The following is a 25,976-nucleotide window of genomic DNA, read 5'->3' as shown; positions in this document are numbered from 1 at the left end:
CCACTTCCCCAATGACGAGGCCGCCATCAAGCTGCTGTGGCTGGCATTGCGCAACGTGCTGGCAAAGTCAGTACGCGCGGCGTTCGACTGGTCGTCCGCAATGAACCAGTTTGCCATCCTGTTTGGAGAGCGTTTTACCAACGCACGCGGGTGACTCCGCTAACCGCCTCGCACACAAAAATGCGGACAGGTTCTTTGGTTGCGGCCCTCAGGCGATGGAAAAGTTGAAGTTGGCGGCTACGAGTCTATCGATTACAGATCAACCACCAACGGCCATCCTCCAGCGCTCGACGCGATGACCACTAAGGCCAATGCTGTCTCCAGATCGCGGACTTGGATGACTGTAATACTCAGCAACCTGTCGTTGAATCGGCGACAGCACGACCGTCTCTTGTGGGTCGCAAAGCGTCTCTCACAAAGCGCCAATCAAAAGACACCTCGAATTTCAAACCCCGTCAGCACAAAATCTCCAACTTCCACGCCCACATCCATCTATCGAGCACCTACCATCAAACCACCTGCCCGCGCCTCAACAAACCATCCCCCAAGTATTTCCCCCCACCCTGGCTTAGAATGACACCCACCCCGGGCCCCCACCGCCCATCCATTCACTCGCCGATGGACCTCCGCACAAGAAGCCCATCGTCGCGCCGCCCGAGTGCCTCAAGCGCGCATCGCACGTCACGCGCGTTTCGCATTCGGCAATGCCACTGCCCGACGCCATGCCAACCACTTCGCCGCAGTTTGCCCCGCTAGCCCAACTCGCCGCCGATCTGAAAAGCGGTCGCACCACCAGTCGCGCACTCGTCGAATCCGCGCTCGAACGTATCGCCAATCCGGCTGGTCAAGGTTCCATCGTTTTCACGCATGTCGATACCGCCCACGCCCGCGCCGCCGCCGATGCCCTCGACGCGCTGCGCCGCGCCGGCACCGTGCTTTCGCCGCTCGCGGGCATCCCCATTTCCGTGAAAGATCTCTTCGATATCGAAGGGCAAGTCACGCGCGCCGGCTCCCGCGCGCTCGCCAGCACCGCGCCCGCCCAAGCCGATGCCGTGAGCGTCGCGCGCCTGCGCCGCGCAGGCGGCGTGATCGTCGGGCGCACCAACATGAGCGAGTTCGCGTTCTCCGGGCTTGGCCTGAATCCGCACTTCGGCACGCCGCACTCACCGTATCGCGCAAACGTGCCGGGCGACGAACGCATCGCGGGCGGCTCGTCGTCAGGCGCGGCGGCATCGGTGGCGGACGGCATGGCCGCCATCGCGCTCGGCACCGACACCGGCGGCTCCATCCGCATCCCCGCCACGATGTGCGGCCTCACCGGCTTCAAACCCACCGCCAGCCGCATTCCGAGGCAAGGCGGCGTGCCGCTTTCCAAATCGCTCGATTCGTTCGGGCCGATAGGCGTCTCGGTCGCGTGTTGCGCGCTAGTCGATCGCATTCTCGCTGGCCGCGAACCCGATGTGCCCGCCACGCGTCCGCTCGAAGGCGTGCGCCTCGGTGTACTCACCAATTACGTGACGGACGGCCTCGATCCCGCCGTTGCCAGCGCCGTCGATGCGGCCATCAATCATCTGTCGGCGGCGGGCGCGCTCGTGGAAGACGTGCGCTTCGGGCCGCTCGATCGTCTGCCGGACATCAGCCGCTTCAGTCTCGTCGCCATCGAAGCATATGCGTGGCATCGCAAGCTGCTCGCCGATCACGCCGCCGAGTACGATCCACGCGTGCTCGCTCGTCTGCTGCGCGCCGAGTCGGCGAGCGCGGCGGATTACATCGACCTGTGCGAAGCGCGCGCCGCGATGATCGACGAAGCGCGCACGACACTGTGGCAGCGTTTCGACGCAATTCTTTGCCCGACGGTGCCGGTTCTGCCGCCGCGTATCGCCGAGCTGGAACAGGACGACGATCTCTTCACGCGCACGAACGCGCTCATCCTGCGCAATCCCACGACCTTCAATTTTTTGGATGCCTGCGGGCTGTCGCTGCCCTGTCATCGGCGTGGCGAGGCGCCCGTGGGGCTCATGCTCGCGGGCGCGCCGCACGCGGACGACACGCTGCTCTCCATCGGCCGGGCAGTCGAAGCGGTGCTCGATACGACGCGCTAATGTTTCGCGCCGGACGTTCGCGCTAGAATTCCTCCGCGATCTCCCGCAACTCAGGTGCTTCTTTCTCGAATCGTTGCGAAACAAATGAACAACCATCTAAATCACTTTACGATGCATCAGGACGACCGCTCCCTCGGCCGCGAGAAGCGCTTGCTCGTGTTGCTCGGGTTCGTGAGTCTCGCGCTCGTTGGCGGAGCGTTGTATCTGCAGTTCTTCCAGGGCGAAGACCCTTGCCCGCTTTGCATCATCCAGCGCTACTTCTTCGTGCTGATCGCCGTGTTCGCCTTTCTCGGCGCGGGAATGCGCGGCTGGCGCGGCGTCGCGCTGCTCGAATTGCTGGTGGTGATCTCCGCGCTCGGCGGCGTCGCGACGGCGCTGCGCCATGTCTACGTGCAGTCGCATCCCGGCTTCAGTTGCGGTTTCGACGCGCTTCAGCCCATTGTCGACAACCTGCCGCCCGCACGCTGGCTGCCGCAAGTGTTCAAGGTCGCGGGCCTGTGCGAGACGCCTTATCCGCCCATTCTCGGGATCTCGCTGCCGCAATGGTCGCTGATCGCCTTCGGGGTGATTTTCCTGCTCGTCGGCGGCAGTCTGCGTCTGAAACGCAAGCTGCGCGCCGCCGCGCGCTAATTCCGCCACGTTTCATCCCCCTTCCCCGTCGCGGGCTTTTACACGGCCCGCGCGTCTTGCCTCTTCCTCGCATCAGCACATCCGCATAATCTGGATACGGTCCCGACAATCTTTTTGAGATATTGGGATGTTAAGGTCGTGACTGGATGGCGATCTACGTGCGCGCAGTCCGTTTGTTCAAAGGCAGCCAGCGTCGAATTCGACGGCAACCCATGAAGCAGGCGGAAACCGCGTAACGCGCGCCCGGTCCGCAATGTCCCCGAGTCGCTCATGACAACGCAAACCATCCGCTTCCTTCACCACGGCGCCGTTCGTGAAATCGGCGACGCGCCCGCCGCGCGCACGGTGCTTCAGCATCTGCGCGAGGAAGACCTTTGCACCGGCACCAAGGAAGGCTGTGCCGAGGGCGATTGCGGCGCCTGCACGGTCGTCGTGGGCGAGCTGGACGCCAGCGGCGAACTCGCGCTCAAGGCGGTCAACGCCTGCATTCAATTCCTGCCGACGCTCGATTCGCGCGCGCTCTTCACCGTCGAAAACCTGCGCGCCGAAGACGGCGCGCTGCATCCTGTGCAGAAGGCGCTCGTCGATTGCCACGGCTCGCAGTGCGGCTTCTGCACGCCGGGCTTCGCGATGTCGCTGTGGGCGCTGTATCACGCGCATCCGCCCGAAGCCGGGCCGCCTTCGCGCGATGAAATCAACGCCGCGCTCTCGGGCAATCTGTGCCGCTGCACGGGGTATCGGCCGATCGTGGATGCCGCCGAACGCATGTTCGACTATCCGCGTCCCGCCTTCGATCGTGCCGCGCTCAAAGACGCGCTGACTTCGCTGCGCCGTTCGGCTACGTTCGAATACCGCGCGCCGGACGCACGCGGCGCGGCTTTTGGCACGCCCGCGTTCACCGCGCCCGTCACGCGCGCTGAATTCGCGCGCCTGCGTGCAGCGAATCCGAATGCACGTCTGCTTGCGGGCAGCACGGATGTCGGCTTGTGGGTCACGAAGCAATTTCGCGATCTCGGCGACGTGCTGTTTATCGGCAACGTCGATGAACTGAAGCACATCGAGCGTGACGCCGAGACGCTGACCATCGGCGCGGCCGTATCGCTCGAAGAGGCTTACGCCGCGCTGACCGCCGATTACCCCGAACTCGCGGAACTGTGGACGCGCTTCGCCTCGCGGCCTATCCGCAATGCGGGCACGCTCGGCGGCAACGTCGCGAACGGCTCGCCGATCGGCGATTCCATGCCCGCGCTCATCGCGCTGAATACCGAAATCGTGCTGCAAAAAGGCGAGCGTACGCGCACGATGCCGCTCGATACCTTCTACCTCGGCTATCAAAAAACCGCGCTCGAAGCGGGCGAATTCGTCGCGGCGATTCGCGTGCCGCGCGCATCGGCCGACTTGCGGTTTCGCACGTACAAGGTCAGCAAGCGTTACGACCAGGACATCTCCGCCGTGTGCGCGGCGTTCGCCATTCGTTTGGCCGACGACAACCGCGTTGCAAGCGCGCGCATCGCGTTCGGCGGGATGGCCGCGACGCCCAGGCGCGCGGCCGCCGCCGAAGCCGCGCTGACCGGCCGCGAATGGTCCGAAGCCAGCGTCCGCGCCGCGATGGCCGCGCTCGATGCCGACTTTCAGCCGCTCAGCGACATGCGCGCGTCGAGCGCGTATCGGGCGAAGGTGGCGCGCAACGTGCTGTGGCGCTTCTATCTGGAAACGCGCCGCGACGCGCCGCTCGCGCTCGCGGAACTCAACGCGTTTGCGTTCGGCGCACACGGGATCGAGACGTCATGACGCGGCCCTTCCCGATCCCGATCCCGATCGCCGCGATCACGCCACTGCGCGCCAGCGTCCAAAAGGACCCGCGATGAACAAGGCCAGCGAACCTATTCAGCTCGATGCCGCGCTCGACGCCGCCGGCGCCTCGCTGCCGCACGAGTCCGCGGCGCTGCATGTGAGCGGCGAAGCCATTTACACCGACGACATCGCCGAATTGCGCGGCACGCTGCACGCGGCGCTCGGCTTGTCGCGTCATGCGCACGCGCGCATCGTCTCGCTCGATCTCGACGCGGTGCGCGCCGCGCCCGGCGTCGTCGCCGTACTCACCGCCGCCGACATTCCCGGCGAGAACAATTGCGGCCCCGTTCTGCACGACGACCCGATCCTCGCGGTCGACGAAGTGCAGTATCTCGGCCAGCCGGTCTTCGCCGTCATTGCCGAGACGCACGATCTCGCGCGCCGCGCCGCCGCGCTCGCGAAAAGCGAAGACGTCGTGCGCTACGAGCCGCTCGAAGCCGTGCTCACGCCGCGCGAAGCGAAAGCGCGCAAGGAGTTCGTGCTGCCGCCGCTGCATCTGCGGCGCGGCGATCCGGACGGACGAATCGCGGCGGCCAAACATCGGCTGTCTGGCGAATTCGAAGTCGGCGGACAGGAACAGTTCTATCTCGAAGGACAAGTCGCTTACGCCATCCCGAAAGAACAGCACGGCATGCTCGTGCATAGTTCGACGCAGCATCCGAGCGAGATGCAGCAAGTCGTCGCGCACATGCTCGCCTGGCCGACCAACGCCGTGTTGTGCGAATGCCGGCGCATGGGCGGCGGCTTCGGCGGCAAGGAATCGCAGTCGGCCGTCTTCGCGTGCGTCGCCTCGCTGGCGGCGCATCTGCTCAAGCGTCCGGTGAAGTTGCGCGCCGATCGCGACGACGACTTCATGATCACCGGCAAGCGCCACGACGCGGTCTACGAATATGAGTGCGGCTTCGACGACGACGGCCGCATCACCGGCGCGCGCGTGGAAATCGCGCTGCGGGCGGGCTATTCGGCGGACCTGTCGGGCGCGGTCGCGACGCGCGCCGTCTGTCATTTCGACAATGCCTACTTTCTCGGCGATGTCGATATCCGCGCGTTTTGCTGCAAGACCAACACGCAGTCGAACACGGCGTTTCGCGGCTTCGGCGGCCCGCAAGGCGCGCTCGTCATGGAAGTCATGCTCGACGAAGTCGCATATGCGTTGAAGCGCGATCCGCTCGACGTGCGGCGCGCGAATTACTACGGCATTGACGAGCGCAATGTCACGCCGTATGGTCAGCCGGTCGCGGATAACGTGATTGCGCCGCTCACGGACGAACTCATCGCAACGAGCGAATACGAATCGCGCCGCGCGCAAATCGCCGCGTTCAACGCGAAAAGCGCGGTGCTCAAGCGCGGTATCGCGTTCACGCCGGTCAAGTTCGGCATCTCGTTCAACGTGCCGTTTCTGAACCAGGCGGGCGCGCTCGTGCACGTCTACAAGGACGGCTCCGTGCTCGTGAATCACGGCGGAACGGAAATGGGCCAGGGGCTCAACACAAAGGTCGCGCAGGTGGTGGCGAGCGTGCTCGGCATCGGCTTGCAGCGCGTGCGCGTGACAGCGACGGATACGTCGAAGATAGCGAATACATCGGCGACGGCGGCATCGACGGGAAGCGATCTGAACGGCAAGGCGGCGGAAGCGGCGGCGCTCACCATCCGCGCGCGTCTGGCGGAACTCGTGGTGAAGCAGCTCGGCGGCGCGGCCGCGGACGTGCGCTTTCATGGCGGCGTGGTGCAGGTCAACGGCGGGCAGATGCCGTTCGAGCAACTCGTGTCGGCCGCGTATCTCGCGCGGGTGCAGTTGTGGTCGGACGGCTTCTATGCCACGCCCAAAGTCCATTGGGACGCGCGGACGCTGCAAGGCCATCCGTTCTATTACTTCGCGTATGGCGCGGCGGTGTCCGAAGTCGTCATCGATACGCTCACCGGCGAATGGAAGCTTCTGCGCGCCGATCTGCTGCACGACGCCGGGCGCTCGATCAATCCGGCTATCGACATCGGTCAGGTGGAAGGCGGCTTCATTCAGGGCATGGGCTGGCTCACGACCGAGGAGCTCTGGTGGAACCGCGACGGACGCCTGATGACGCACGCGCCTTCCACTTACAAGATCCCGGCGATCAGCGACACGCCGCCCGTGTTCAACACCACGCTTTATCGCAACGACAACGCCGAGCCGACGATTTTCCGGTCGAAAGCGGTCGGCGAACCGCCCTTGCTGCTGGCGTTTTCGGTGCTGCTGGCCATCCGCGCGGCCATCGCCGCCAATACGGCCGATGCCGCTCACGCACCGCCGTTGCGCGCGCCCGCGACGCCCGAAGCGATCCTCGACGCGCTCGATGCATCCGTAACACAAAGCGCGGCCGCCGCCCCGGTAAACTAACGCCTGCGACAACGCAAAAGACTCTGGAGCCCCTCGATGCAAGTTTGGCTGACCGACCTGCAACACCTGCTCGCGCACGGCGATGCCGTCGTGCTCGTGACGGTCGCGCGTGTCGAAGGCTCCGCGCCGCGCGAGCCGGGCACGAAAATGATCGTCACGCGCGAGGAAGCCCGCTATACCATCGGCGGCGGCCATCTCGAATGGAAGGCAATCGAAACCGCCCGGCAAGTGCTGAAGGACGGCCAGCGCCGTCCGCACATGCGGCGGCTCGAGCGTTTCGCGCTCGGTCCGAGCCTCGGCCAGTGCTGCGGCGGTGCGGTCGTTCTGTCGTTCGAGCGGCTCGATGTCGGCGATCTCAACTGGGTGACGTCGCTCGCGAAGCGCACGGCGCAAGGTCTTTCGACCGTGCGCAGCGTTTCGTTCGCGCCGATGCCCGATGCCGTCATGCTCTCCGACCCCGAACCGGGCGCCGAAGACACCGACTGTCTCCTGTGGGACGGCGCGGGCTTCGACGAAAGCGGCGCGCTGCTCACCGAGACCATCGCGCCGCGCGATTTCCAGGTCGTGCTGTTCGGCGCGGGCCATGTCGGGGCCGCGCTCGTGCGCGTGCTCGCGACCTTGCCGTGTCACGTCACCTGGGTCGACGAACGCGAAGCGGCCTTCCCCGCCGCGCAGTTCGTGCCGGATAACGTAAGCATCGAGCCGAACGACGCGCCGGACGAAGCCATCGACCAGGCGCGGCCCGGTACGTACTTCATCGTGATGACGCACAACCATACGGTGGATCTCGAACTCGCCGCACGAATTCTCGCGCGTGGCGATTTCGCGTTCTTCGGCATGATCGGCTCGCATACCAAGCGCAAGCAGTTCGAGCACCGGCTCGCGGCGCGCGGGATCGACCCCGCGCGTATCGGCCGGATGGTTTGTCCGATCGGTATAGACGGCATCGTCGACAAAGCGCCCGAAGTGATCGCCGTTGCAGCGGCAGCCCAACTGCTGCAAGCGGTCGAAGCCAACGCCAGCACTTCTGCGTCGTCGCAGCAGACCGCCTGACTAGCCGCAGGCGGAAGTCCCAGCCCCAACAAAGACAAGCCCATGAATCCCACACTCGCCGACAAGATTGCGCGCGCGCCCAAGGCGGAGTTGCATATCCATATCGAAGGATCGCTCGAACCCGAGCTGATTTTCGCGCTGGCGAAACGCAACGGCGTGACGCTCGCCTACGATTCCATCGACGCCTTGCGCGCGGCCTACGCCTTCACCGATCTGCAGTCGTTCCTCGACATCTACTACGCTGGCGCGAGCGTGCTGCTGCACGAGGAAGACTTCTACGACATGACGATGGCCTACGTCGAGCGCGCGCTCGCGGACCACGTCACGCATACGGAAATCTTCTTCGATCCGCAAACGCACACCGAACGCGGCGTTTCCATCGACACGGCGGTGGCCGGTATCGAGCGCGCGCTCGCCGAAGGCGAAAAGCGTGGTCTCACGTCGAAGATCATCCTGTGCTTCCTGCGCCATCTTTCCGAGGAAGACGCGCTCGCCACCTTCGATGCCGCGTTGCCGCTGTTCGACCAGTACGCGCATCGGCTGATCGGTGTCGGGCTGGATTCGTCGGAGCGCGGCCATCCGCCGTCGAAGTTCGAGCGCGTGTTCGCGAGGGCGCGCGAACGCGGCCTCAAGCTCGTCGCGCACGCGGGCGAGGAAGGCCCGCCGTCGTATGTCTACGAAGCGCTGGATCTGCTCAAGGTGGATCGCGTCGATCACGGCGTGCGCAGCATCGAAGACGCGGCGCTCGTCGCGCGTCTCGCCGACTCGCGCATTGCGCTCACGGTCTGCCCGCTCTCGAACATCAAGCTCTGCGTGTTCGACGACATGGCGAAGCACACGCTCAAGGACCTGCTCGATCAGGGCGTCGCGGTCATGGTGAATTCGGACGATCCCGCCTACTTCGGCGGCTACGTCAACGCGAACTATTTCGCCATCGTCGATGCCCTGAAGCTCTCGGATCACGAGGTCTACACGCTCTTGCGCAACAGCCTCGAAGCCTCGTTCGTCACCGATGAAGAACGCGCCGCGATGATCGCGCGCCTGGACACGCACTGGAAGCAGTAAGAAATGGAAAGCACGGCAACAACTCAACGCGACGCCACCGCGCTCGAACGCTTCTTCGGCGTGCGCGCGGCGGGCTCGCTCGTCAAGACCGAAGTCGTCGCGGGCATCACGACGTTTCTCACGGCGATGTACATCATCGTCGTCAATCCGGGCATTCTCTCGCAGGCGGGCGTGCCGTTTCCGGCGGCGCTCACGGCCACCGTCATCGTCAGTTTTCTCGGCAGTTGCGCGATGGGCCTTTACGCGCGCAATCCGGTGCTCGTCGCGCCGGGCATGGGCATGAACGCGCTCTTTGCGTTCGTCATGGTTCACGGCGGCAAGATGCCGTGGCAGACCGCGCTCGGCTGCGTGTTCTGGGCCGGCGTGATCTTCGCGGTGCTCGCGATCTTCAACGCGCGCAAGCTCGTGGTCGATGCCATTCCCGACAATCTGCGGCACGCGGTTTCGTGCGGCATCGGCTTGTTCATCAGCCTCATCGGGCTCGTGAACGCGAAGTTCGTCGTGGGCGATCCGGTGACCATCGTGCATTCGGCATCGCTCAATCCGGTGGTCATCACGTTCCTGATCGGGCTTGCCGTAACGACCATATTGGTGGCGCGCAAGACCACCGGCGCGCTCATGCTCGGCATCGTGTTCACGACGATCATCGCGATTCCCATCGGCCGCTATTGGGGCGACGGCACCGCTTACTGGCCCGCCGCCATCGCCACGAAAACGCTCGTCAACTGGAACGGGTTCGTGTCCGCGCCGGACTTTTCCGCACTCGGCCAGCTCGATTTGATCGGCGCGCTGAAGGTGGCCTACTGGCCGTTCATCTTCGTGATGCTGTTCACGTCCTTCTTCGACGCGCTCTCCACTTTCATGGCGATCTCCGAAGCCGGCAAGCTCTACGATAAGGACGGCAACCCGCGCAACATCCGCCAGTCGATGATGGTCGACGCCTTCTCCGCGCTCGTTTCCGCGCCGCTCGGCACGAGTCCGGCGAACGCGTATATCGAGTCGGCGGCGGGCATTTCGGCGGGCGGGCGCACGGGACTCGTCGCCGTCGTCGCGGGCCTGTGCTTCCTGCCGTTCCTGTTTCTCTCGCCGCTTCTGTCGCTCGTGCCCGCCATCGCCACCGCGCCCGCGCTGGTGCTCGTCGGCGTGTTCATGATGGAAGCCATCACCAAGATCGAATGGCAGCGCTTCGACGAAGCCATTCCCGCGTTCCTCGCGATGATCCTCATCCCGCTCACGTATTCGATCACGGACGGTGTCGCGTATGGCTTTCTCGCGTTCGTCGTGCTCAAGTCGGCGACAGGACGCGCGAAGGAAATCAAGCCGGCGATGTGGATCATCGCGGGCTTTTCGTTAGTGCTGCTTTCACAGCTTTGAAAACCACGAAGATTGGAGACGTTGCATCATGACTCAAACCGCCTACCGCGCCCAGCTGCTCACCTTCCGGGAAGATCCCGCGCATGCCGCCGACGGCGCGGTCCATGAGGCCGATGGCCTCTTGATCGTCGAAGATGGCAAGGTGGTCGCGGCGGGTTCGTATGCGTCGGTGCGCGACAAGCTCGCCGCGGACGCCACCGTGCATACGCTGCGCGACAAGCTGATCGTGCCGGGCTTCATCGACTCGCACATCCACTATCCGCAGACGGACATGATCGCGTCGCCCGCGCCGGGCCTCTTGCCGTGGCTCAACACGTACACGTTTCCGACGGAACGCGGCTTCGAGAATCCGGCGGTCGCGCGCGAAACGGCGAGCTTCTTCATCGACGAACTGCTGGCCAGCGGCACGACCACCGCGCTCGTCTATTGCACGGTCCACAAGCAATCCGCCGATGCCTTCTTCACCGAAAGCGAAGCGCGCAACCTGCGCATGGTCGCGGGCAAGGTGCTGATGGACCGCAATTGTCCCGAGTTCCTGCGCGACACCGCGCAGTCGGGCTACGACGACAGCGACGAACTGATCGGGCGCTGGCATGGCCGCGGGCGTCAGCAATATGCGCTCACGCCGCGCTTCGCGCCGACCTCGACGGAAGCGCAGCTCGAAGCCTGCGGCGTGCTCGCGCAGAAGCATCGGGACGTGTTCATCCAGAGTCACGTGGCGGAGAACACCGACGAGATCAAGTGGGTCGAGAGCCTGTTTCCGGGACACCGCAGCTATCTCGACATCTACGATCACTACGGTCTGTTGCGACGCCGCGCGGTGTACGGCCACTGCATCTATCTCGACGATGCCGACCGTCAGCGCATGGCCGAAACGGGCGCGGTGGCGTCACACTGTCCCACGTCGAACCTGTTTCTCGGCAGCGGCCTCTTCGACTTCGACAAGGCCGGCGCCTCGAACATGCCGGTTGCGCTCGCAACGGACGTCGGCGGCGGCACCTCGTTCTCCATGCTGCAGACCATGAACGAAGCGCACAAGGTCGCGCGTCTGACGGGGCATCATCTGACGGCGACGCGCATGTTCTGGCTCGCGACGACGGGCGCGGCGCAAGTGCTCGAACTCGACGACAAGATCGGCACGCTCGCGCCCGGCAGCGAAGCGGATTTCGTCGTACTCGACCCGGCTGCGACGCCGCTGCTCGCACGCCGCACGCAGCGCGTGAATACGCTTGAGGAACTGCTGTTCGCGTTCGCGCTTCTCGGCGACGATCGTGCAGTGTACGAGACGTATGCGGCCGGCAAGCGTGTGCATTCGCGCGAGCGTCGGCAGACGGCGGCGCTGGAACTGGCGGCGTAGTCGAAATTACGCTGCGTAGTTCCGCGAAGTTCGGGTTACTGATTGCCAACCGGCAGCCAGTAGCCCGTTTCTTTTTAGAACGATGGCCGCCATTCGAGCATGGCGTGTGCATAGCGGATAAAGTGGAGCCTCCGCGTTCAACCATTCGTTCGCAATGGCCTCCATGAAGCACACCGCGCGCACTTCCCGCATCGCCGTCAAGACCGCTCTCGTTTCATTGCTCGCGCTGCCTGCGCTCTGTCAGGCTTTTGGAATCGAAGGCCCGCTCGACTGCCATTCCAACGCGCATGATTTCATCGCGCCGCTCCTCGAAACCAATCTCATCGAAACCAAGCCCATGCGTGTCGAGCCGAATTCGATCAACGCGTTCCGGCCGGTCAAGGGCGTGAATCTCACGGCTTACGGATTCAAGATTTACGCGGTGGTGGGATATCAGAAGAACGATCCGATCTTCAAGGAAGGCAAGGGCGACCCGATCGGCGATTCATCCTACGGCGCCGTCGTTTGGGGCGGCGACGACGAAGTGCTGAAGAAGGTGCGCGATGCGGGCAGCGACGCGGTCGTGCACCACGTCGCGCCCTTCATCACGGCGATTTTTTGCAAGCGTTCCTAGCGCAGCAATTCCGCAACCGACGAAAGCAGGCGCTGCATGTCGTTGGAATCCAGCGCGCCCATCGTCGAGATACGGAACAGTTCCTTCGACAAGCCGCCCTGCCCTGCGTAGATGACGAAACCTTTCGCTTTCAACGCGTCGTGCAGCTTCTCGTAATTCACGCCAGCAGGCAGGCGATACGCCCGCAATACCACCGAAGACTCCTGCGCCGGCAACGCGCTCTCGATGCCGAGCGCAGCCAGACCCGCGCGCACCTGCTCGGCGAGCGTCGCGTAACGCCGATGCCGCGCGCGCCAGCCGCCTTCTTCCTCGAACTCGCGCAGTGCTTCGACGAGGGCGTAATACGCATGCACCGATGGCGTGAACGGCGTATTGCGCTCGTCCTGCAGTTTGGCCAGACGCGCGATGTCAAGGTAGTACGTGCGGCTCGCGGCGTTCTGCAAGGCATCGCGCCGCGCGATGACGAACGCCGCGCCCGGCACGCCGTGCAGGCATTTGTTGGCTGTCGCCGCCACCGCGACGATGCCGCCGCCGTCGAAGTCGATCGCCTCGGCGCCGAAGCTGCTGACGGCATCGACGAGCAACCCGATGCCGCGTTCGGCGCACGCGCGTGACAGCGTGTCGAGCGGGTTCAGGCGCCCTGTCGTGGTCTCGTGATGGATGATCGCGACATGCGAGAAGCCATCGAGACGCGCGATGATCGCATCGATATCCGGCGCCTGCATCCACTCGTATTTCACGACTTCATGGTCGATGCGGTACTGCTTCGCGATCTGCGCGATGCGCTCGCCATACACGCCGTTCTCGACGATCAGAAGCCGCCCGCCTTCCGGCACGATGCCCGCAATCATGCTCTCGACGGCGGCCGTGCCCGAACCGGTCATCAACACGGCGCTCCACTTCGCGGGATCGAGTTCGTAAGCGGCGACGAGACGCTTGCGCGCTTCGTCCTGAAGGTCGAAGAACTCCGGCTCGCGATGGCACAAGTCGGTCTGTAAAAGGCTCTTGCGCACGCGTTCGGACAGCGTGACGGGACCAGGATTGAGCAGCAGCATCAGCGGTCTCCAATGTGTCGTTGCAAACGCGCGCGCACGTCTTCGGGCGTGATCTTCGGACGCGGCAAGTCGCCCGGCGTGCCGGCGCGAATCGACAGCCGGGCAAAGCGCGCGCCATTCACGTCGCGCGCTTGCAGCAGGCGGTCGATCACGCCGATGTCGTCGCCATCGAGCGCGAGCGCGTAGCCGCAGGCGGAAGCGATCGACGCGAAATCGACACCGCGCGAAACCGTCGCCTGACCGCCGGTGGATTCGTGTGCGCCGTTGTCGAGCAGCAAGTGCACGAGGTTCGGCGGCCCGTAAGCGCCGAGCGTGGCGAACACGCCCATGCGCATGAGCGCGGCGCCGTCGCCGTCGAGCGCGACCACGGTCAGGTCCGGGCGCGACAGCGCAAGCCCGAGCGCCATCGGCGTGACGCAGCCCATCGAGCCGACGAGATAGAGCTGGTTCGCGCGGTCATCGATTGCATAGAGTTCGCGGCCGCAAAATCCCGTCGATGCCAGCACGACCGTTTCGCCGGCAGGCGTGTTCGCGATCACGCGTTCGAGCGCCGCATGACGCGTCACGCGCTCGCCATCGAAGCGCTGCACGGCGGCAGGCGTGGCGTTCGACTTGACGCCCGACAAGCCGGTTTTCTTGAGCTCGAAAGGCGCGACGCTGCCCTTTTGCACGACGAGCGCATACGGGCGGCCCGTCTTGTCCATATACGCTGTCGCGCGGTCGAGCGCCGGACTGATGGCTTCGCTTTCCGTTGGAAACAGTTCCCACGGAATCTCCATCGTTTCGAGCATCTGCGGCGTCACGGGACCCATGAGCGCGTGTTGCGGCTCATCGGCGACGCCTGGCTGGCCGCGCCACGTCACGATCAGCAACTGCGGCAGGCGAAACGTCCACGTGAGCGACGTCAGGGGACTCACCGCATTGCCCAAGCCGGAGTTCTGCATCATGGCGATGCCGCGACGTTTGCCCGCGCCGCCGAGCGCGACGCCCGCGATCAGCGCGACGGCGTCGCCTTCATTCGCCGCCGAGACGTAATGCAGCGAGTCGTCCTGCAGCACGTAGTTGATGAACGGCGTGAGATACGAGCAAGGCACGCCCGCGTACCAGTCGAAACCACGCGCGCGCGCCGCTTCGACGAACCCGGCAGCTTCAATCACGCTCGTTCTCCGTGCCGACCGGCATTTGACCGTGCGCGAAATCGCCGGCGCGACGGAAGTCGTCGAGGTCGTTCACGCCACGCCAGTGGCCATGCACGTATTGCACTTCGACCTTCTTGCCCGCCGCGACCAGTGCATTGAGCAGCGCGGCCATGTCGAGCTTGTCGAAGTCGGCGCGTTGCTGCAATTGCTTGAGCGTGGTTTGCAATGCTTCTCGCGCGTTGGCGCGCACGTTGATGAGGCCGATCCAGCGGCCTTGCGGTGCGCGGCCATCGGTCAGATTCTGGCCCGCGCCGACCACGCTTTGCAGCCAGACTTTCTGGCCGAAGAGCGAACGGTCGTCGGCGTGCGAGCAATACGCGAAGTCGGTGCCGCTCGCGCCCGCTTGCGGCGCCTGCGACGAATCCACCACTACGCAGAAGTCGCTATCCGATTCCACCAGATCGCGCAGGATATAGCTGCGGAACAAAAGATCGCCATACGAAAGCACGGTGTCGCCGCTCATAAACTTCACGGCACACGCGAGCGATGCCAGCTCGCCCGTCGTCTCGTGCTCCGCGTTGACGACGAGACGGATACCGGACGCATCGATCGCATCGGCGCGATAACCGCCGACCACCGTGATGTCGTTGATGCCTTCCTTTTTGAACGCTTCGGCCAGATGGCGCAAGAGCGGCTTGCCCGCGACCGGCAGCATGACTTTCGGACGCTCGGCGGTCAGTGCTTCGAGGCCCGCGCCACGGCTTGCCGCCAGCACCACGGCGCTGCGTTGCGCGTTGGCCGAACTCAGATAGATGTTCTCGGCGGCCGAGTATTCGTCGGCATCCTGCAGACGGAAAATTTCGTTGACCGACGCAATGCGGTCTTCCACGTTGATAAGCGTCTCGCTATCGTGGATTTCCTTCGCGATGGCCTGCATGGCCGAGACCGCGCCGCGAATCAGATGGTTCGCCCAGATCACCGTGCTGATGCCCGCCTGACGGAACACATCGGTCGGCGTGCTGTAGTACTTCGTCGGCACGATGACGAGCGGCCCGCGCCCGGCCCATTCGCGCGCGAAGGTCAGGATTTCGTCGGGCTTCGAGAGCTTGCTGTGAATCAGGATGGCGTCCGCGCCCGCCTGGCGATACGCCTCGGCGCGCTTCAACGCTTCTTCCATGCCCCAGCCCGCGATCAGCGCTTCCACGCGCGCGACGATGGAGAAGTTCGGGTCGCTCTGCGAGTCCTTGCCGGCTTTGATCTTGCCGCAGAATTCGTCGATATCGGCGAGCGGCTGCGCTTCGCCGTTGATGAAGCTGTTGGTCTTCGGAAACTGCTTGTCTTCGATACACACGCCCGCGATGCCACGCTGCTCCAGCTTCTTGACGAGCCGGCGCACGTTGTTGAAGTTGCCGTAGCCGGTGTCGCCGTCGAGGAGAATGGGCAAGTCGCTGGCGTCGGCCATGAATTCGAGGTTGTCGACGACCTGCGTCCAGCTTGCTTCGTTGTTGTCGCGCACGCCGAACTGCGCGGAGATCGACAGGCCCGAGCCCCAGATCGCCTTGAAGCCCGCTTCCTTGGCGATGCGCGCGGAAATGCCGTTGTGCGCCTCCATCAGGAATTCGAGGCGATTGCTTTGCAGCATCTCGCGCAGGCGCAGCGTGCGCGAAAAACCGACGGGAAGTTGCGAGGGTGCGTTCATTTCAGGGCTCCGGCAAACTGACTGAGGGCGTTCAATTGCGGCAGCACGTCGAGAGCCGCGCGCGTCACGTCGTTTTGAAAGTCGATTTCGATCCACGGTGCGCCGGTGACATCGGCGATATCGAACACGTGGCGCTTTTCCAGCAACAGGTCGCGCACCGCTTCTTCATGCGGCAAGTTCGCACGCCCGGTTCCCACGTAATCCGCGACGATTTCGGCCAGGCGCTGCGCCGTCTTCTGATCGAAGCGAAAGAATCCCACCGATTCGCCGATCGTGTCGTAATCCAAGCCCGCCGCCACTTGCTTGCGCAGTTCGACCGGCACGCCGTGCGCCACGCACAGCTTCACCGGCTCGTCGCCGGCTTCGAAGTCGCGGTCGATCAAAAGACGGTTCGCCGAGCCGCCCGCCACCAGCGGCGCGAGAATGCGTTCGTCGTAGAGCACGTCGGCGTCCATCAGGAGGACATCGCCGCCGCGCGTCATGGCGTCGCGCGCGGTATGCACGGAGAGCACGCTGCCAAGCGAGAAGTCGGCGTTGATCACCGTTTCCGTCTTGGGCTTCCAGTCGATGCCCGCCAGTTCCGCTTCGATCTGTTCGTGCTTGAAGCCCGTCACGAAGACGACTTCATCGACACCGGCTGCCTTCAGCAAGTGCAGATGGCGCTCAAGGAGCGACGCGTCGCCGAAACGCAAGAGACACTTCGGCTTTTGCTGGCCTTCGGGCTGCACGAGGCGCAAGCCCATCCCGGCCGCAAGGATAATTGCGCGCATGGTGTGATTCCCTTCGAGGGTGGTTCAGTCGATTTCCGGCACACGCGCGAGACGGCGGCGCTGCCAGCCTTTTTCAACGAAATGCAGATAGACGATGCCCGGCACGCCAAGCAGCAACTCGCGCGCACGTTTCACAAGCGACAGCGCGAGCGCCGCTTCGGGCGGCAGGCCGACGAGACGTGCGAGCAGCAGATAGCCGCCTTCCTGCACGCCGAGCGAACCGGGAATGGCGAACGCCGCGCCGCGAATGGCCTGGCCGAGACTTTCGAGCAGCAGCGCTTCGGTCCAGCCGACCGGGTGCCCGAGCAGACTCAGCGCGAGCCACGCTTCGCCCGTGCCGACCACCCAGCCGACGAGGCTCAGGCCGAAGCTCGCCGCCACCTTGCCGCGTTCGCGATACATCTCGTGGACGGCGGTATCGACCGCTTCGGCGCGTGTGACGAGCGAAGACCAGTCGTGCTTCTTCGAGAAGCGCGCCGCGATGCCGGAGGCGAAGCGCATGGCGCGACCGAAGAGACCGCGCCGCTGCGCCAGATAGAAGCCGAGAATCATCGCGCCGATCACGCCGATGACCGCGAGCACCGCGATCCGTACGGTGGAAGCGGAGCCGCCCGTCGCGTAACCGGTGAGGAGCACGACGCCGACCAGCGCGAAAAGCAATTGCGCGACCGTCTGCATGGTCGTGCTGACGGTAATGACCGCGGCGGCGTCGCGGGCGCGCATGCCGCGCTGCGTGAGATAGCGGACCATGAGCATCGGTCCGCCGATCTGCCCGGCGGGCATCAGGCTGTTGACCGATTCACCCGTCCAGCGCGCGAGCAAGGCATCGCGCAAGGAGACGTCGCGTTCGTCGTTCGAGAAGAGACTGCTGATAGCGATTGCATCGATGAAAAGCGGCACGAAATGGAAGGCCGCGACGGCGACGAGTCCCCAGCCCGCCGCGGCGAGCGTCGAGGCCACGGAGCCGAAGCCTTGCCAGCCGAGCAGCGCGACGAACAGAACCACGCCGGCCGACAGCAGGAAGGTGCCAGCGCGACTCATGCGGCGCCGTTCTTGCCGCCCTTGCGGCGAAAGACCTGCTTGAAACCGAAGTACGCGATCGAATCTTTCATGTTCGAGATGAAGCGCTGAAACGGCTTCATGTTCGGGTCCGTCACGTATTCGAACGTAAGCGAGACGCGCATTTCATTTTCGCCGAGCGGCGTGATGCGATGACGCAGCTTGTCGCCGTCGAAGAAGACGAGCGCGCCCGGCGGATACTGCACCGAGCCCGGCTGATCGGGAATCTCGGGCGTGCGCGTGTGCAGTTCGTAGTCGAGACGGCAGGAGGAGTCGTCGATGACACCGAGCAGCAGCGTGTAACGGCGGCCGTTGTAATACGAAGTGTCGTAGTGCCAGCCGATGTGATCGCCTGGCCGCGTATAGAAATACAGCGCGTAGGCGTGCGCGTCGTCTTCGGGCGAGAGTTGCAGTTTGTCGCCCGTCAGCGTTTCGAGCCACTCGATGAGGGCTTCCGAGCGGTACAGGTCCGCGATGAACGGCGCAAGCTTGTCGAGCGTATGACGGCTCACGCTGCCGCCCGCCTTGTGCCCCGGCAAGTAATTGCGATTCACGGCGGGCAGGACATCGTGCACCGCGGCGATCAGGCGTTCGGTGTACTCGCGCGGCAGAAAGTCTTCGAGGTAGAGAAACGCGCCCTGCTTGTCGTAGTCCTGGCGCAATTGCGGCGTCGGCAGCGCCGAGATGCGCGCGGACAACGTCGTGTCGATGTCGCGCGCGCTCGGCGTGGCTTTGCTGGTCCCGTTGCTCGTTTCGTTGAGCTTGTCGTGAAGTGGGGTTGCCGTATCGCTCATCTCACCGCCTGGAAGTCCTTGCCGTTCTCGCTACGCGTTTGCGCCTGGCTCGCGCTCGAGCTCTTCGCGCGACGCTCGCGACGCTCGCGACGCATCACGCGTTGATAATCCACCGCCACGTAGATCGCGAAAAGCGGCGCGCCGATGGCCGCCGCGATCAGAAACGGCGTCATGCCGTTCAGGATGGTAATCACCGGCAGCAGGTAAAGCACGTCCTCGGTTTCGAAGCCCGCCATCGACGCCTGCTTCGTGGCGGCCTTGCCGACCGTCGACTCGATCCGCATGCGCAGGAAAAAGATCAACGCAACGGCAATGCCCGCGATGCCGCCGAGCCACTGCGCCGAAACGGGCCACGCCGGATGATGCACGCTCACGTAAAAGCCGATGCCCGCGAACAGCAGCACGGTGACGAGCGCGTCGCACGCGAGGTCGTACAGGTGGCCGATCCTGCTCGACTGACCGCTGATACGCGCGAGCTCGCCGTCGGTGTGATCGACGAAATTCGATAGTGCGATCAGCAACGCGCCGAGCGTGCAAAGCCAGAACGAACCGAGCGACAAATAGTACGCGCCGCCAAGACCGATGGCGAGCCGTAGTGTCGTAAGGTGATTGGGCGTTACCGGCGTTCCGACGAGTGGCGTGACGAGACGGCGGGCAATGCGCGCGTCCCATGTCGATGGTTCGGGAACGGCTTTCGGGCTGGGCGGACACGATTTTGTCATCACGCGAATATATCGCTATTTCGCGCAAGCTGCATATATTGCGACTCATTCCGACGGCGTCGGAACCTTGTTTAGCGGGGCCGGACGCGTGTTTTGATCCATGCCCGCTCGCCGCAAACGATTGTCGCGATTCGCCCCGAAGAAAATATTTCCGATTCGTTTTGACGGAACAGGCGCCCCGTTTCGATTCGGGGCGCTTGCGGATCACTGAATGGTCGCGGGCGGCGGCGCGTTGCGCGGCGGCGGAGGCGGTGGCGCATTGGGCGGTGGGATGGGTACGCTGCGCTCGTTGCCGATAGATGCCGTGGTTTCGCTCGACATGCCGCCGTTCTTGTCGACAGGAATGGTGACCGTGCGAACCGTGCCGTTGCCGAGCGGGAAGTCGGCCAGCGCGCTGCGCGTGAGATACGGCATGGCGTGATAGAGCGACGGATCTTCCGTGGAATTGACCGCCGTCACCTTATAGACTTCACGCCCGGAAGCACGCTCGTTCATGCGAATTTGCAGCGCGTGGATATAGACCGGGAAGCTTTGATCGACGTAGCCCGTTGGGCCCCACGGGCCACCGCCGTAGCCATAGCCGCCCCAGCCGCCGCCCCATGGTCCGAAGCCCGGGCGCCCCCACGGACCGTACATCGGCCAGGGATCGTAATAGACGGGCTGGCGCACCGTCATCAAATCGCCGCGTACCGAATAATTGAGCGCCACCTTGTAGTTCGCGCTCGCTTCCGGCGCCTGACGGAACGAATACTTCGAAAGCTCCGTGGCGACGAGCGTCTCGTAAGTCGTCTGCTCGATGCTGTTCTGCTGATCGTTGTTGCGCGCGAAGGCGTAGGTACGGGTGGCGTCGCTGCCGCCGCTCCAATCCGAGAACGCGGTGACTTGCGTCTGCACGTAGGTCGTGCAGCCGGCAAGCCAGAGCACGCCAAGCGCGAGCGCCGCGCGGGCCAGCATGCGCCACGGGCCGCTGCCTTCGATCCGGGAAATCATGGTCTTCCTCGCTTCGTTCAATGTCGTTCCGGTTTGAGCCGCTCTTGCTGTGGCCGCGGACGCCTTGCTGACCGTCCGGCTTCACGATCGGCGGTCGTTCAGTACAATGGTTCGACATGCCGCGCCCGCTTTTGTGCCCGAAACCACCCGGCTCACGAGCGCGACCGCGCCGCTCAACTCACTCAAGATCTTGCCATGTCCACCACGACCGAAACGACCGCATCCACCGTGATCCGCCGCCAGGACTACACGCCACCCGCGTTCCTGATCGATTCCGTCGCGCTCGAGTTCGATCTCGTGCCCTCGCGGACCGTTGTCAGAAACAGCATGCGTCTGCATTGCAACCCGGACGCGGCGGACAACACCGCGCGGCTCGAACTGATCGGCGAGCAACTCGAATTCGTTAGCGCGACCATCGACGGCAAGCCGCATACGGACGTCCGTGTAAGCGATAACGGTCTGTCCATCGGCAATATTCCGGGCGACGCGTTCGAACTCGTCATTGAAAGCGTCTGCAATCCTGCCGCGAACACCACGCTGTCCGGGCTTTATGTGTCGAGCGGCAACTTCTTCACGCAGTGCGAGGCGGAAGGTTTCCGGCGCATCACCTATTTCCTCGACCGTCCGGACGTGATGGCAACCTACACCGTGACCCTGCGCGCCGACAAGACCGCGTATCCGGTGCTGCTCTCGAACGGCAATCTGATCGATGAAGGCGACCTGCCCGACGGCCGCCACTTCGCCGTCTGGGAAGACCCGTTCAAGAAGCCGAGCTATCTCTTCGCGCTGGTCGCCGGCAAGCTGGTGAGGATAGAAGAGCGCATTCAGTCCGGTTCGCGAGAGAAGCTGCTGCAGGTCTGGGTCGAGCCGCACGATCTCGACAAGACGCGCCACGCCATGGATTCGCTCATCCACTCCATTCGCTGGGACGAGAAGCGCTTCGGGCTGGAACTGGATCTGGACCGCTTCATGATCGTCGCGGTCAGCGACTTCAACATGGGCGCAATGGAGAACAAGGGCCTCAATATCTTCAACACGAAGTACGTGCTGGCCAATCCGGAAACCGCGACCGATATCGACTTCTCCAACATCGAAGCGGTCGTCGGACACGAGTACTTCCATAACTGGACCGGCAACCGCGTGACTTGCCGCGACTGGTTCCAGTTGAGCCTGAAAGAAGGCCTCACTGTCTTCCGCGACCAGGAATTTTCCGCCGATATGGCCGCGGGCGACGTGGACGGCGCGGCGAGCGCGGCCGCGCGCGCGACCAAGCGGATCGAGGACGTGCGCGTCTTGCGTCAGATGCAGTTCGCCGAGGACGCCGGCCCGATGGCGCATCCGGTGCGCCCGGAAAGCTACGTCGAGATCAATAATTTCTACACGATGACCGTCTATGAGAAAGGCTCGGAAGTCGTGCGGATGTATCAGACACTCTTTGGCCGCGAGGGTTTTCGCAAGGGCATGGACCTGTACTTCCAGCGCCACGACGGCCAGGCCGTGACTTGCGACGACTTCCGTCACGCCATGGCCGACGCTAATAACCGCGACCTCGCGCAATACGAGCGCTGGTACAGCCAGGCGGGCACGCCGCGCGTGTCGGTGCGCGCTTCTTACGACGCCGCCGCCAAGCGCTACACGCTGACGCTCGCGCAAGGCTACGCCGAGGGCAACGAAGCCGCGCGCGCCACGCAACAAGGTCCGCTCCTGATTCCGTTCGCGGTCGGTCTGATCGGCGCGAATGGCGCGGATTTGCCGCTTCGTCTCGAAGGCGAAAAAGAGCCGAACGGCACGACGCGCGTGCTCGAATTCACGGAGCGCGAACAGTCGTTCACTTTCGTCGATGTGAGCGAAGCACCGCTGCCCTCACTGCTGCGCAATTTCTCGGCACCGGTGATCGTCGAATTCGACTACACGAACGAACAACTGGCGTTTCTGCTGGCCCACGACAGCGATCCCTTCAATCGCTGGGAAGCCGGTCAGCGGCTCGCCACGCGCGAACTGCTGGCGCTCGCAGCGCGCGCGGCCAAGGGCGAAACGCTCACGCTCGATAGCGACATCATCGCGGCATTTTCCCGCGTACTCGACGACACCACGCTCACGCCCGCTTTCCGCGAACTCGCAATGATGCTGCCATCGGAAAGCTATCTCGCCGAGCAGATGTCCGTCTCCGACCCCGCCGCCGTGCATGCGGCGCGCGTGTTCATGAGCCGCCAGCTCGCGGCAGGACTGCGCGACAAGTGGCTCGCCGCTTACGAGGCGAACCGCACGCCGGGCGAATATCGTCCGACACCGGAAGATGCGGGCAAGCGCGGCCTGAAGAACCTCGCCCTTGCCTACCTGAGCCAGCTCGACGACCCGAGCGAAGCCATCAGGCTTGCCGAGGCTCAATACGATTTGGCCGACAACATGACGGATCGTTCGGCGGCGCTTTCCGCGCTGCTCCTGGCAAGCGCGACAGCGGGCGCCGATCCCACCGTCGCCGACACCGCGCTCGACGACTTTTATCGCCGCTTCGAGCACGAGGCGCTCGTCATCGACAAGTGGTTCGCGCTGCAGGCGACGCAGCGTGGCGGGCCGGACCGCAAGATCATCGAGATCGTGCGCCAGTTGATGCAGCATCAGGCGTTCACGCTGAAGAACCCGAATCGCGCGCGCTCGCTGATTTTCAGTTTCTGCAGCGGCAACCCGGCGCAGTTCCACGCGCCCGACGGTTCCGGCTACGCGTTCTGGGCCGAACAGGTCATCGCGCTCGATGCGCTCAATCCGCAAGTCGCCGCCCGCCTCGCGCGCGGCCTCGAATTGTGGCGCCGCTTCACGCCACAGTTGCGCGAGAAGATGCATGCGGCGTTGACTGAAGTAGCGTCGAAAGCGAAATCGCGCGATGTGCGCGAAGTCGTCGAAAAGGCGCTCGCTGCTTAATCACTGATTCATCACACTTTTTTACTGTTTAGCGGCCACCACGTGTTGTTTAGCGCGGTGGCCGTTCTTGCTTATGTCGGGCATCAGCGGCCTCTGTCATACGGAGCGCATGGGGCAAGCGGTTAGAATCATGAGATTCGTCAAACGCTCACGGAGCCCAGCATGTCCATCTCCAGCCGCACTACGCTCACGAAATATCTGATCGAGCAGCAGCGCGAACACCAGAATCTGCCGGCCGACTTGCGTCTTCTGATCGAAGTCGTCGCGCGTGCATGCAAGCAAATCGGTTATCAGGTGAGCAAGGGCGCACTCGGCGACGCGCTCGGTACGGCCGGCAGCGAAAACGTGCAGGGCGAAGTGCAGAAGAAGCTCGACGTGCTGTCCAACGAAATTCTGCTCGAAGCCAACGAATGGGGCGGCAACCTGGCCGCGATGGCATCGGAAGAGATGGAAAAGATCTTCCCGATCCCGAATCGTTATCCGAAAGGCAACTATCTGCTGACCTTCGATCCGCTCGATGGATCGTCGAACATCGACGTGAACGTGTCGATCGGCACCATTTTTTCGGTGCTGCGCTGTCCGGACGGCGCGGAGCCGAGCGAGGAAGCGTTCATGCAGCCGGGTTCGGCGCAGGTCGCCGCGGGCTATGCGGTGTACGGCCCGCAAACCGTGCTCGTGCTTACGACCGGCAACGGCGTGAACTGCTTCACGCTGGACCGCGAGTTGGGCTCGTGGGTGCTGACGCAAAGCGACATGCGCATTCCGACCGAAACGCGCGAGTACGCGATCAACGCGTCCAACAGCCGTCACTGGTATGAGCCGGTGCAGCGGTATATCGGCGAGTTGAACGACGGCAAGGACGGCCCGCGCAAGGACGACTTCAACATGCGCTGGATCGCGTCGATGGTGGCGGATGTGCATCGCATCTTGAATCGCGGCGGCATCTTCATGTATCCCGCCGACAAGCGCACGCCGGACCGTCCGGGCAAGCTGCGTCTGATGTACGAAGCGAACCCGATGGCGCTGATCGTCGAGCAGGCTGGCGGCGCCGCGACGGATGGCGAGCAACGCATTCTGGATATCGTTCCAACGAGCCTGCACCAGCGCGTGCCGGTGTTTCTCGGCTCGAAGAGCGAGGTCGATCGCGTGACGCGTTATCACTCGGAAAAGAAAGTTTGATTCAGGGTCTTGCCAAATTGGGAAAGGAGTCTCTATAATCTCGTTTCTCTGATGCCGGAATAGCTCAGACGGTAGAGCAGCGCATTCGTAATGCGAAGGTCGGGGGTTCGATTCCTCTTTCCGGCACCAAACGTATCAAGCAAAAAGCCCAGTCAGGTTGACTGGGCTTTTTGCGTTGTGGGGTCTTCCCAATAAACGCAGGCCAACCGAGTCCATATCAGCGATCAGATGGCACCGAAACACCGCGCACACGTAACGCCATGAAAACAAGCCATACGTTGCCTCCGCCACGGTCCTCGAAACGCGCTTCATGCAAACGCCGGTCGCGAGTCTCGAAGCGCGGCAATCAAGCAATCACAAAACTCAGTGCGTCTAAGTTTTCCGAAGCACCGCTGAGAATGGCGAACTGCTGAACGCGCCGCGAAGCAAGTTCAGCCTCCCTCCTCCGCGCTCGTCGCAGAACATGGGTCGAATGCCGCGCGGACTCATCCGCTCATCGACATGGACTACCTCGGTAGACATCAGCCCATGTCCTCGACCCACGGCGACATTCGCCACGAGACAAAACCGTATATACTGTTTTCTCCACATCAAGAGGAGAAAAAATGAGCACACCCAAAATCGATGCCCCCGCCACCAAGGCTGTCGATGCTCCCAAGAACGCCGTCGCAAAAGACGAGAAGCCGGCCACGAAGACCGCAACGAAAACCCGGTCGAAGGCTGCGGCGCCCGCATCGGGTGGAGTGAAAAGGCCCGCGAAGAAAGCGGTTGCCGAGCCCATAGCCGGTGCATCCTCGGCTCCCGCGACGAAGTCGAAAACGAAGCCGAAGACGAAGGCAACCGAAGCCAGGGAAAAGAAACCGACCGCGCGCGCCCCTGCCGATACAGCCAAACCCGCCGCGACGACCAAACCTGCGGCGAAAGCCAAGCGAGCGAAGAAAGATAAAGTCGTGCGCGACAGCTTCACCATGCCAAAAGCGGACTACGCGAAGATTGCATCGCTCAAGCAGAAGTGTCTCGACAACGGCATCCGCGTAAAGAAGAGCGAACTGCTGCGCGCCGCACTCGCCGTGCTCGACGCCGCGCCGGAAAAGCGCATCGTCGCCGCGATCAAGGCCCTCGAAACCGTCAAGACCGGCCGTCCTGCAAACGCCTGACCGCCGCTCGATCGCGAACCTCGCAATACGTCGAGGAACGCGCCGCTGCCAGTGCAATCGCCGCTGGCAGC

20 protein-coding genes, 1 tRNA gene and 1 pseudogene are annotated in these 25,976 nt (G+C 63.8%); 14 read left to right on the top strand and 8 right to left on the bottom strand.

What is annotated here, in order from left to right; all coding sequences use genetic code 11:
* The 10 genes and pseudogenes from QCE79_RS03835 to QCE79_RS03790 all read left to right on the top strand — a co-directional run.
* Positions 1-154, top strand: a pseudogene (locus tag QCE79_RS03835) (IS256 family transposase); the annotation flags it as partial.
* A 550-nt stretch (positions 155-704) separates the two neighbouring features.
* Positions 705-2,102: an amidase gene (locus tag QCE79_RS03830; protein ID WP_404988986.1), complete on the top strand. Its 1,398-nt coding sequence runs from the start codon at positions 705-707 to the stop codon at positions 2,100-2,102.
* Between the two features lie 111 nt (positions 2,103-2,213).
* Complete coding sequence (locus QCE79_RS03825; RefSeq protein ID WP_244827988.1) at positions 2,214-2,732, top strand: disulfide bond formation protein B; 519 nt, start codon at positions 2,214-2,216, stop codon at positions 2,730-2,732.
* 270 nt (positions 2,733-3,002) lie between these two features.
* On the top strand, positions 3,003-4,523 hold the full coding sequence (gene xdhA, locus QCE79_RS03820) for a xanthine dehydrogenase small subunit (protein WP_309841979.1): 1,521 nt from the start codon (positions 3,003-3,005) through the stop codon (positions 4,521-4,523).
* Between the two features lie 73 nt (positions 4,524-4,596).
* Positions 4,597-6,960, top strand: a complete 2,364-nt coding sequence (xdhB, locus tag QCE79_RS03815) for a xanthine dehydrogenase molybdopterin binding subunit (RefSeq protein ID WP_309841976.1) — start codon at positions 4,597-4,599, stop codon at positions 6,958-6,960.
* Between the two features lie 36 nt (positions 6,961-6,996).
* Entirely contained in the window at positions 6,997-8,013 is a 1,017-nt protein-coding gene (gene xdhC, locus QCE79_RS03810; RefSeq protein WP_309841974.1) for a xanthine dehydrogenase accessory protein XdhC, read from the top strand.
* 42 nt (positions 8,014-8,055) lie between these two features.
* Positions 8,056-9,078, top strand: a complete 1,023-nt coding sequence (locus QCE79_RS03805; RefSeq protein WP_244827395.1) for an adenosine deaminase — start codon at positions 8,056-8,058, stop codon at positions 9,076-9,078.
* A 3-nt stretch (positions 9,079-9,081) separates the two neighbouring features.
* Positions 9,082-10,452, top strand: a complete 1,371-nt coding sequence (locus QCE79_RS03800; RefSeq protein WP_244827394.1) for an NCS2 family permease — start codon at positions 9,082-9,084, stop codon at positions 10,450-10,452.
* Between the two features lie 28 nt (positions 10,453-10,480).
* Complete coding sequence (gene guaD, locus QCE79_RS03795; protein WP_244827393.1) at positions 10,481-11,809, top strand: guanine deaminase; 1,329 nt, start codon at positions 10,481-10,483, stop codon at positions 11,807-11,809.
* Positions 11,810-11,972: 163 nt separating this feature from the next.
* Complete coding sequence (locus QCE79_RS03790) at positions 11,973-12,422, top strand: hypothetical protein (protein ID WP_244827392.1); 450 nt, start codon at positions 11,973-11,975, stop codon at positions 12,420-12,422.
* Here the strand turns inward: QCE79_RS03790 and QCE79_RS03785 are convergent.
* From QCE79_RS03785 to QCE79_RS03750, 8 genes are all read right to left on the bottom strand, one after another.
* On the bottom strand, positions 12,419-13,477 hold the full coding sequence (locus QCE79_RS03785; RefSeq protein WP_250508726.1) for a 2-aminoethylphosphonate aminotransferase: 1,059 nt from the start codon (positions 13,475-13,477) through the stop codon (positions 12,419-12,421). The genes QCE79_RS03790 and QCE79_RS03785 overlap by 4 nt on opposite strands.
* Positions 13,477-14,634, bottom strand: coding sequence for a phosphonopyruvate decarboxylase (aepY, locus tag QCE79_RS03780; RefSeq protein ID WP_309841969.1), 1,158 nt, complete (start codon positions 14,632-14,634; stop codon positions 13,477-13,479). Before aepY ends, QCE79_RS03785 begins: the two co-directional genes overlap by 1 nt.
* A complete protein-coding gene (aepX, locus tag QCE79_RS03775; RefSeq protein ID WP_309841968.1) occupies positions 14,627-16,315 on the bottom strand; it encodes a phosphoenolpyruvate mutase in 1,689 nt (562 codons plus the stop codon). The genes aepY and aepX overlap by 8 nt, the downstream gene beginning before the upstream one ends.
* The gene (locus tag QCE79_RS03770) at positions 16,312-17,085 is read right to left on the bottom strand and encodes a phosphocholine cytidylyltransferase family protein (RefSeq protein WP_309841965.1); all 774 of its coding nucleotides are present in this window, start codon (positions 17,083-17,085) and stop codon (positions 16,312-16,314) included. Before QCE79_RS03770 ends, aepX begins: the two co-directional genes overlap by 4 nt.
* A 24-nt stretch (positions 17,086-17,109) precedes the next feature.
* Positions 17,110-18,126, bottom strand: coding sequence for a flippase-like domain-containing protein (locus QCE79_RS03765; protein WP_309841962.1), 1,017 nt, complete (start codon positions 18,124-18,126; stop codon positions 17,110-17,112).
* Positions 18,123-18,938 (bottom strand): 2OG-Fe(II) oxygenase, encoded by an 816-nt coding sequence (locus QCE79_RS03760; RefSeq protein ID WP_309841961.1) that lies wholly within the window; start codon positions 18,936-18,938, stop codon positions 18,123-18,125. The genes QCE79_RS03765 and QCE79_RS03760 overlap by 4 nt, the downstream gene beginning before the upstream one ends.
* Positions 18,935-19,660, bottom strand: coding sequence for a CDP-alcohol phosphatidyltransferase family protein (locus tag QCE79_RS03755; protein WP_309845162.1), 726 nt, complete (start codon positions 19,658-19,660; stop codon positions 18,935-18,937). The genes QCE79_RS03760 and QCE79_RS03755 overlap by 4 nt, the downstream gene beginning before the upstream one ends.
* A 204-nt stretch (positions 19,661-19,864) precedes the next feature.
* Positions 19,865-20,650 (bottom strand): DUF4136 domain-containing protein, encoded by a 786-nt coding sequence (locus QCE79_RS03750; protein ID WP_404988981.1) that lies wholly within the window; start codon positions 20,648-20,650, stop codon positions 19,865-19,867.
* A gap of 195 nt (positions 20,651-20,845) precedes the next feature.
* Here QCE79_RS03750 and pepN point away from each other — a divergent pair, with 195 nt between their 5' ends.
* The 4 genes from pepN (at position 20,846) to QCE79_RS03730 (ending at position 25,905) form a co-directional block, all read left to right on the top strand.
* Positions 20,846-23,569: an aminopeptidase N gene (gene pepN, locus QCE79_RS03745; RefSeq protein ID WP_309841960.1), complete on the top strand. Its 2,724-nt coding sequence runs from the start codon at positions 20,846-20,848 to the stop codon at positions 23,567-23,569.
* Positions 23,570-23,731: 162 nt separating this feature from the next.
* Positions 23,732-24,748 (top strand): class 1 fructose-bisphosphatase, encoded by a 1,017-nt coding sequence (locus QCE79_RS03740; protein ID WP_244827384.1) that lies wholly within the window; start codon positions 23,732-23,734, stop codon positions 24,746-24,748.
* Positions 24,749-24,801: 53 nt separating this feature from the next.
* Positions 24,802-24,877, top strand: a tRNA-Thr gene (locus QCE79_RS03735).
* A 476-nt stretch (positions 24,878-25,353) separates the two neighbouring features.
* A complete protein-coding gene (locus tag QCE79_RS03730) occupies positions 25,354-25,905 on the top strand; it encodes a hypothetical protein (protein WP_309841957.1) in 552 nt (183 codons plus the stop codon).
* Positions 25,906-25,976: the final 71 nt, after the last annotated feature.

Source organism: Caballeronia sp. LZ003 (genome assembly GCF_031451465.1).
In the GTDB taxonomy this organism is placed as follows: Bacteria; Pseudomonadota; Gammaproteobacteria; order Burkholderiales; family Burkholderiaceae; genus Caballeronia.
This window is presented reverse-complemented; position numbering and strand designations above follow the sequence as displayed.

What these genes read in the sequence shown, in the direction of transcription:
- aepX (WP_309841968.1), bottom strand. Translation starts at nt 16,315, where the DNA reads ATGAACGCACCCTCGCAACTTCCCGTCGGTTTTTCGCGCACGCTGCGC.
- QCE79_RS03825 (WP_244827988.1), top strand. Translation starts at nt 2,214, where the DNA reads ATGCATCAGGACGACCGCTCCCTCGGCCGCGAGAAGCGCTTGCTCGTG.
- xdhC (WP_309841974.1), top strand. Translation starts at nt 6,997, where the DNA reads ATGCAAGTTTGGCTGACCGACCTGCAACACCTGCTCGCGCACGGCGAT.
- QCE79_RS03790 (WP_244827392.1), top strand. Translation starts at nt 11,973, where the DNA reads ATGAAGCACACCGCGCGCACTTCCCGCATCGCCGTCAAGACCGCTCTC.
- QCE79_RS03755 (WP_309845162.1), bottom strand. Translation starts at nt 19,660, where the DNA reads ATGACAAAATCGTGTCCGCCCAGCCCGAAAGCCGTTCCCGAACCATCG.
- QCE79_RS03730 (WP_309841957.1), top strand. Translation starts at nt 25,354, where the DNA reads ATGAGCACACCCAAAATCGATGCCCCCGCCACCAAGGCTGTCGATGCT.
- pepN (WP_309841960.1), top strand. Translation starts at nt 20,846, where the DNA reads ATGTCCACCACGACCGAAACGACCGCATCCACCGTGATCCGCCGCCAG.
- QCE79_RS03760 (WP_309841961.1), bottom strand. Translation starts at nt 18,938, where the DNA reads ATGAGCGATACGGCAACCCCACTTCACGACAAGCTCAACGAAACGAGC.
- QCE79_RS03785 (WP_250508726.1), bottom strand. Translation starts at nt 13,477, where the DNA reads ATGCTGCTGCTCAATCCTGGTCCCGTCACGCTGTCCGAACGCGTGCGC.
- QCE79_RS03830 (WP_404988986.1), top strand. Translation starts at nt 705, where the DNA reads ATGCCACTGCCCGACGCCATGCCAACCACTTCGCCGCAGTTTGCCCCG.
- guaD (WP_244827393.1), top strand. Translation starts at nt 10,481, where the DNA reads ATGACTCAAACCGCCTACCGCGCCCAGCTGCTCACCTTCCGGGAAGAT.
- xdhA (WP_309841979.1), top strand. Translation starts at nt 3,003, where the DNA reads ATGACAACGCAAACCATCCGCTTCCTTCACCACGGCGCCGTTCGTGAA.
- QCE79_RS03740 (WP_244827384.1), top strand. Translation starts at nt 23,732, where the DNA reads ATGTCCATCTCCAGCCGCACTACGCTCACGAAATATCTGATCGAGCAG.
- QCE79_RS03765 (WP_309841962.1), bottom strand. Translation starts at nt 18,126, where the DNA reads ATGAGTCGCGCTGGCACCTTCCTGCTGTCGGCCGGCGTGGTTCTGTTC.
- QCE79_RS03805 (WP_244827395.1), top strand. Translation starts at nt 8,056, where the DNA reads ATGAATCCCACACTCGCCGACAAGATTGCGCGCGCGCCCAAGGCGGAG.
- xdhB (WP_309841976.1), top strand. Translation starts at nt 4,597, where the DNA reads ATGAACAAGGCCAGCGAACCTATTCAGCTCGATGCCGCGCTCGACGCC.
- QCE79_RS03750 (WP_404988981.1), bottom strand. Translation starts at nt 20,650, where the DNA reads ATGATTTCCCGGATCGAAGGCAGCGGCCCGTGGCGCATGCTGGCCCGC.
- QCE79_RS03800 (WP_244827394.1), top strand. Translation starts at nt 9,082, where the DNA reads ATGGAAAGCACGGCAACAACTCAACGCGACGCCACCGCGCTCGAACGC.
- QCE79_RS03770 (WP_309841965.1), bottom strand. Translation starts at nt 17,085, where the DNA reads ATGCGCGCAATTATCCTTGCGGCCGGGATGGGCTTGCGCCTCGTGCAG.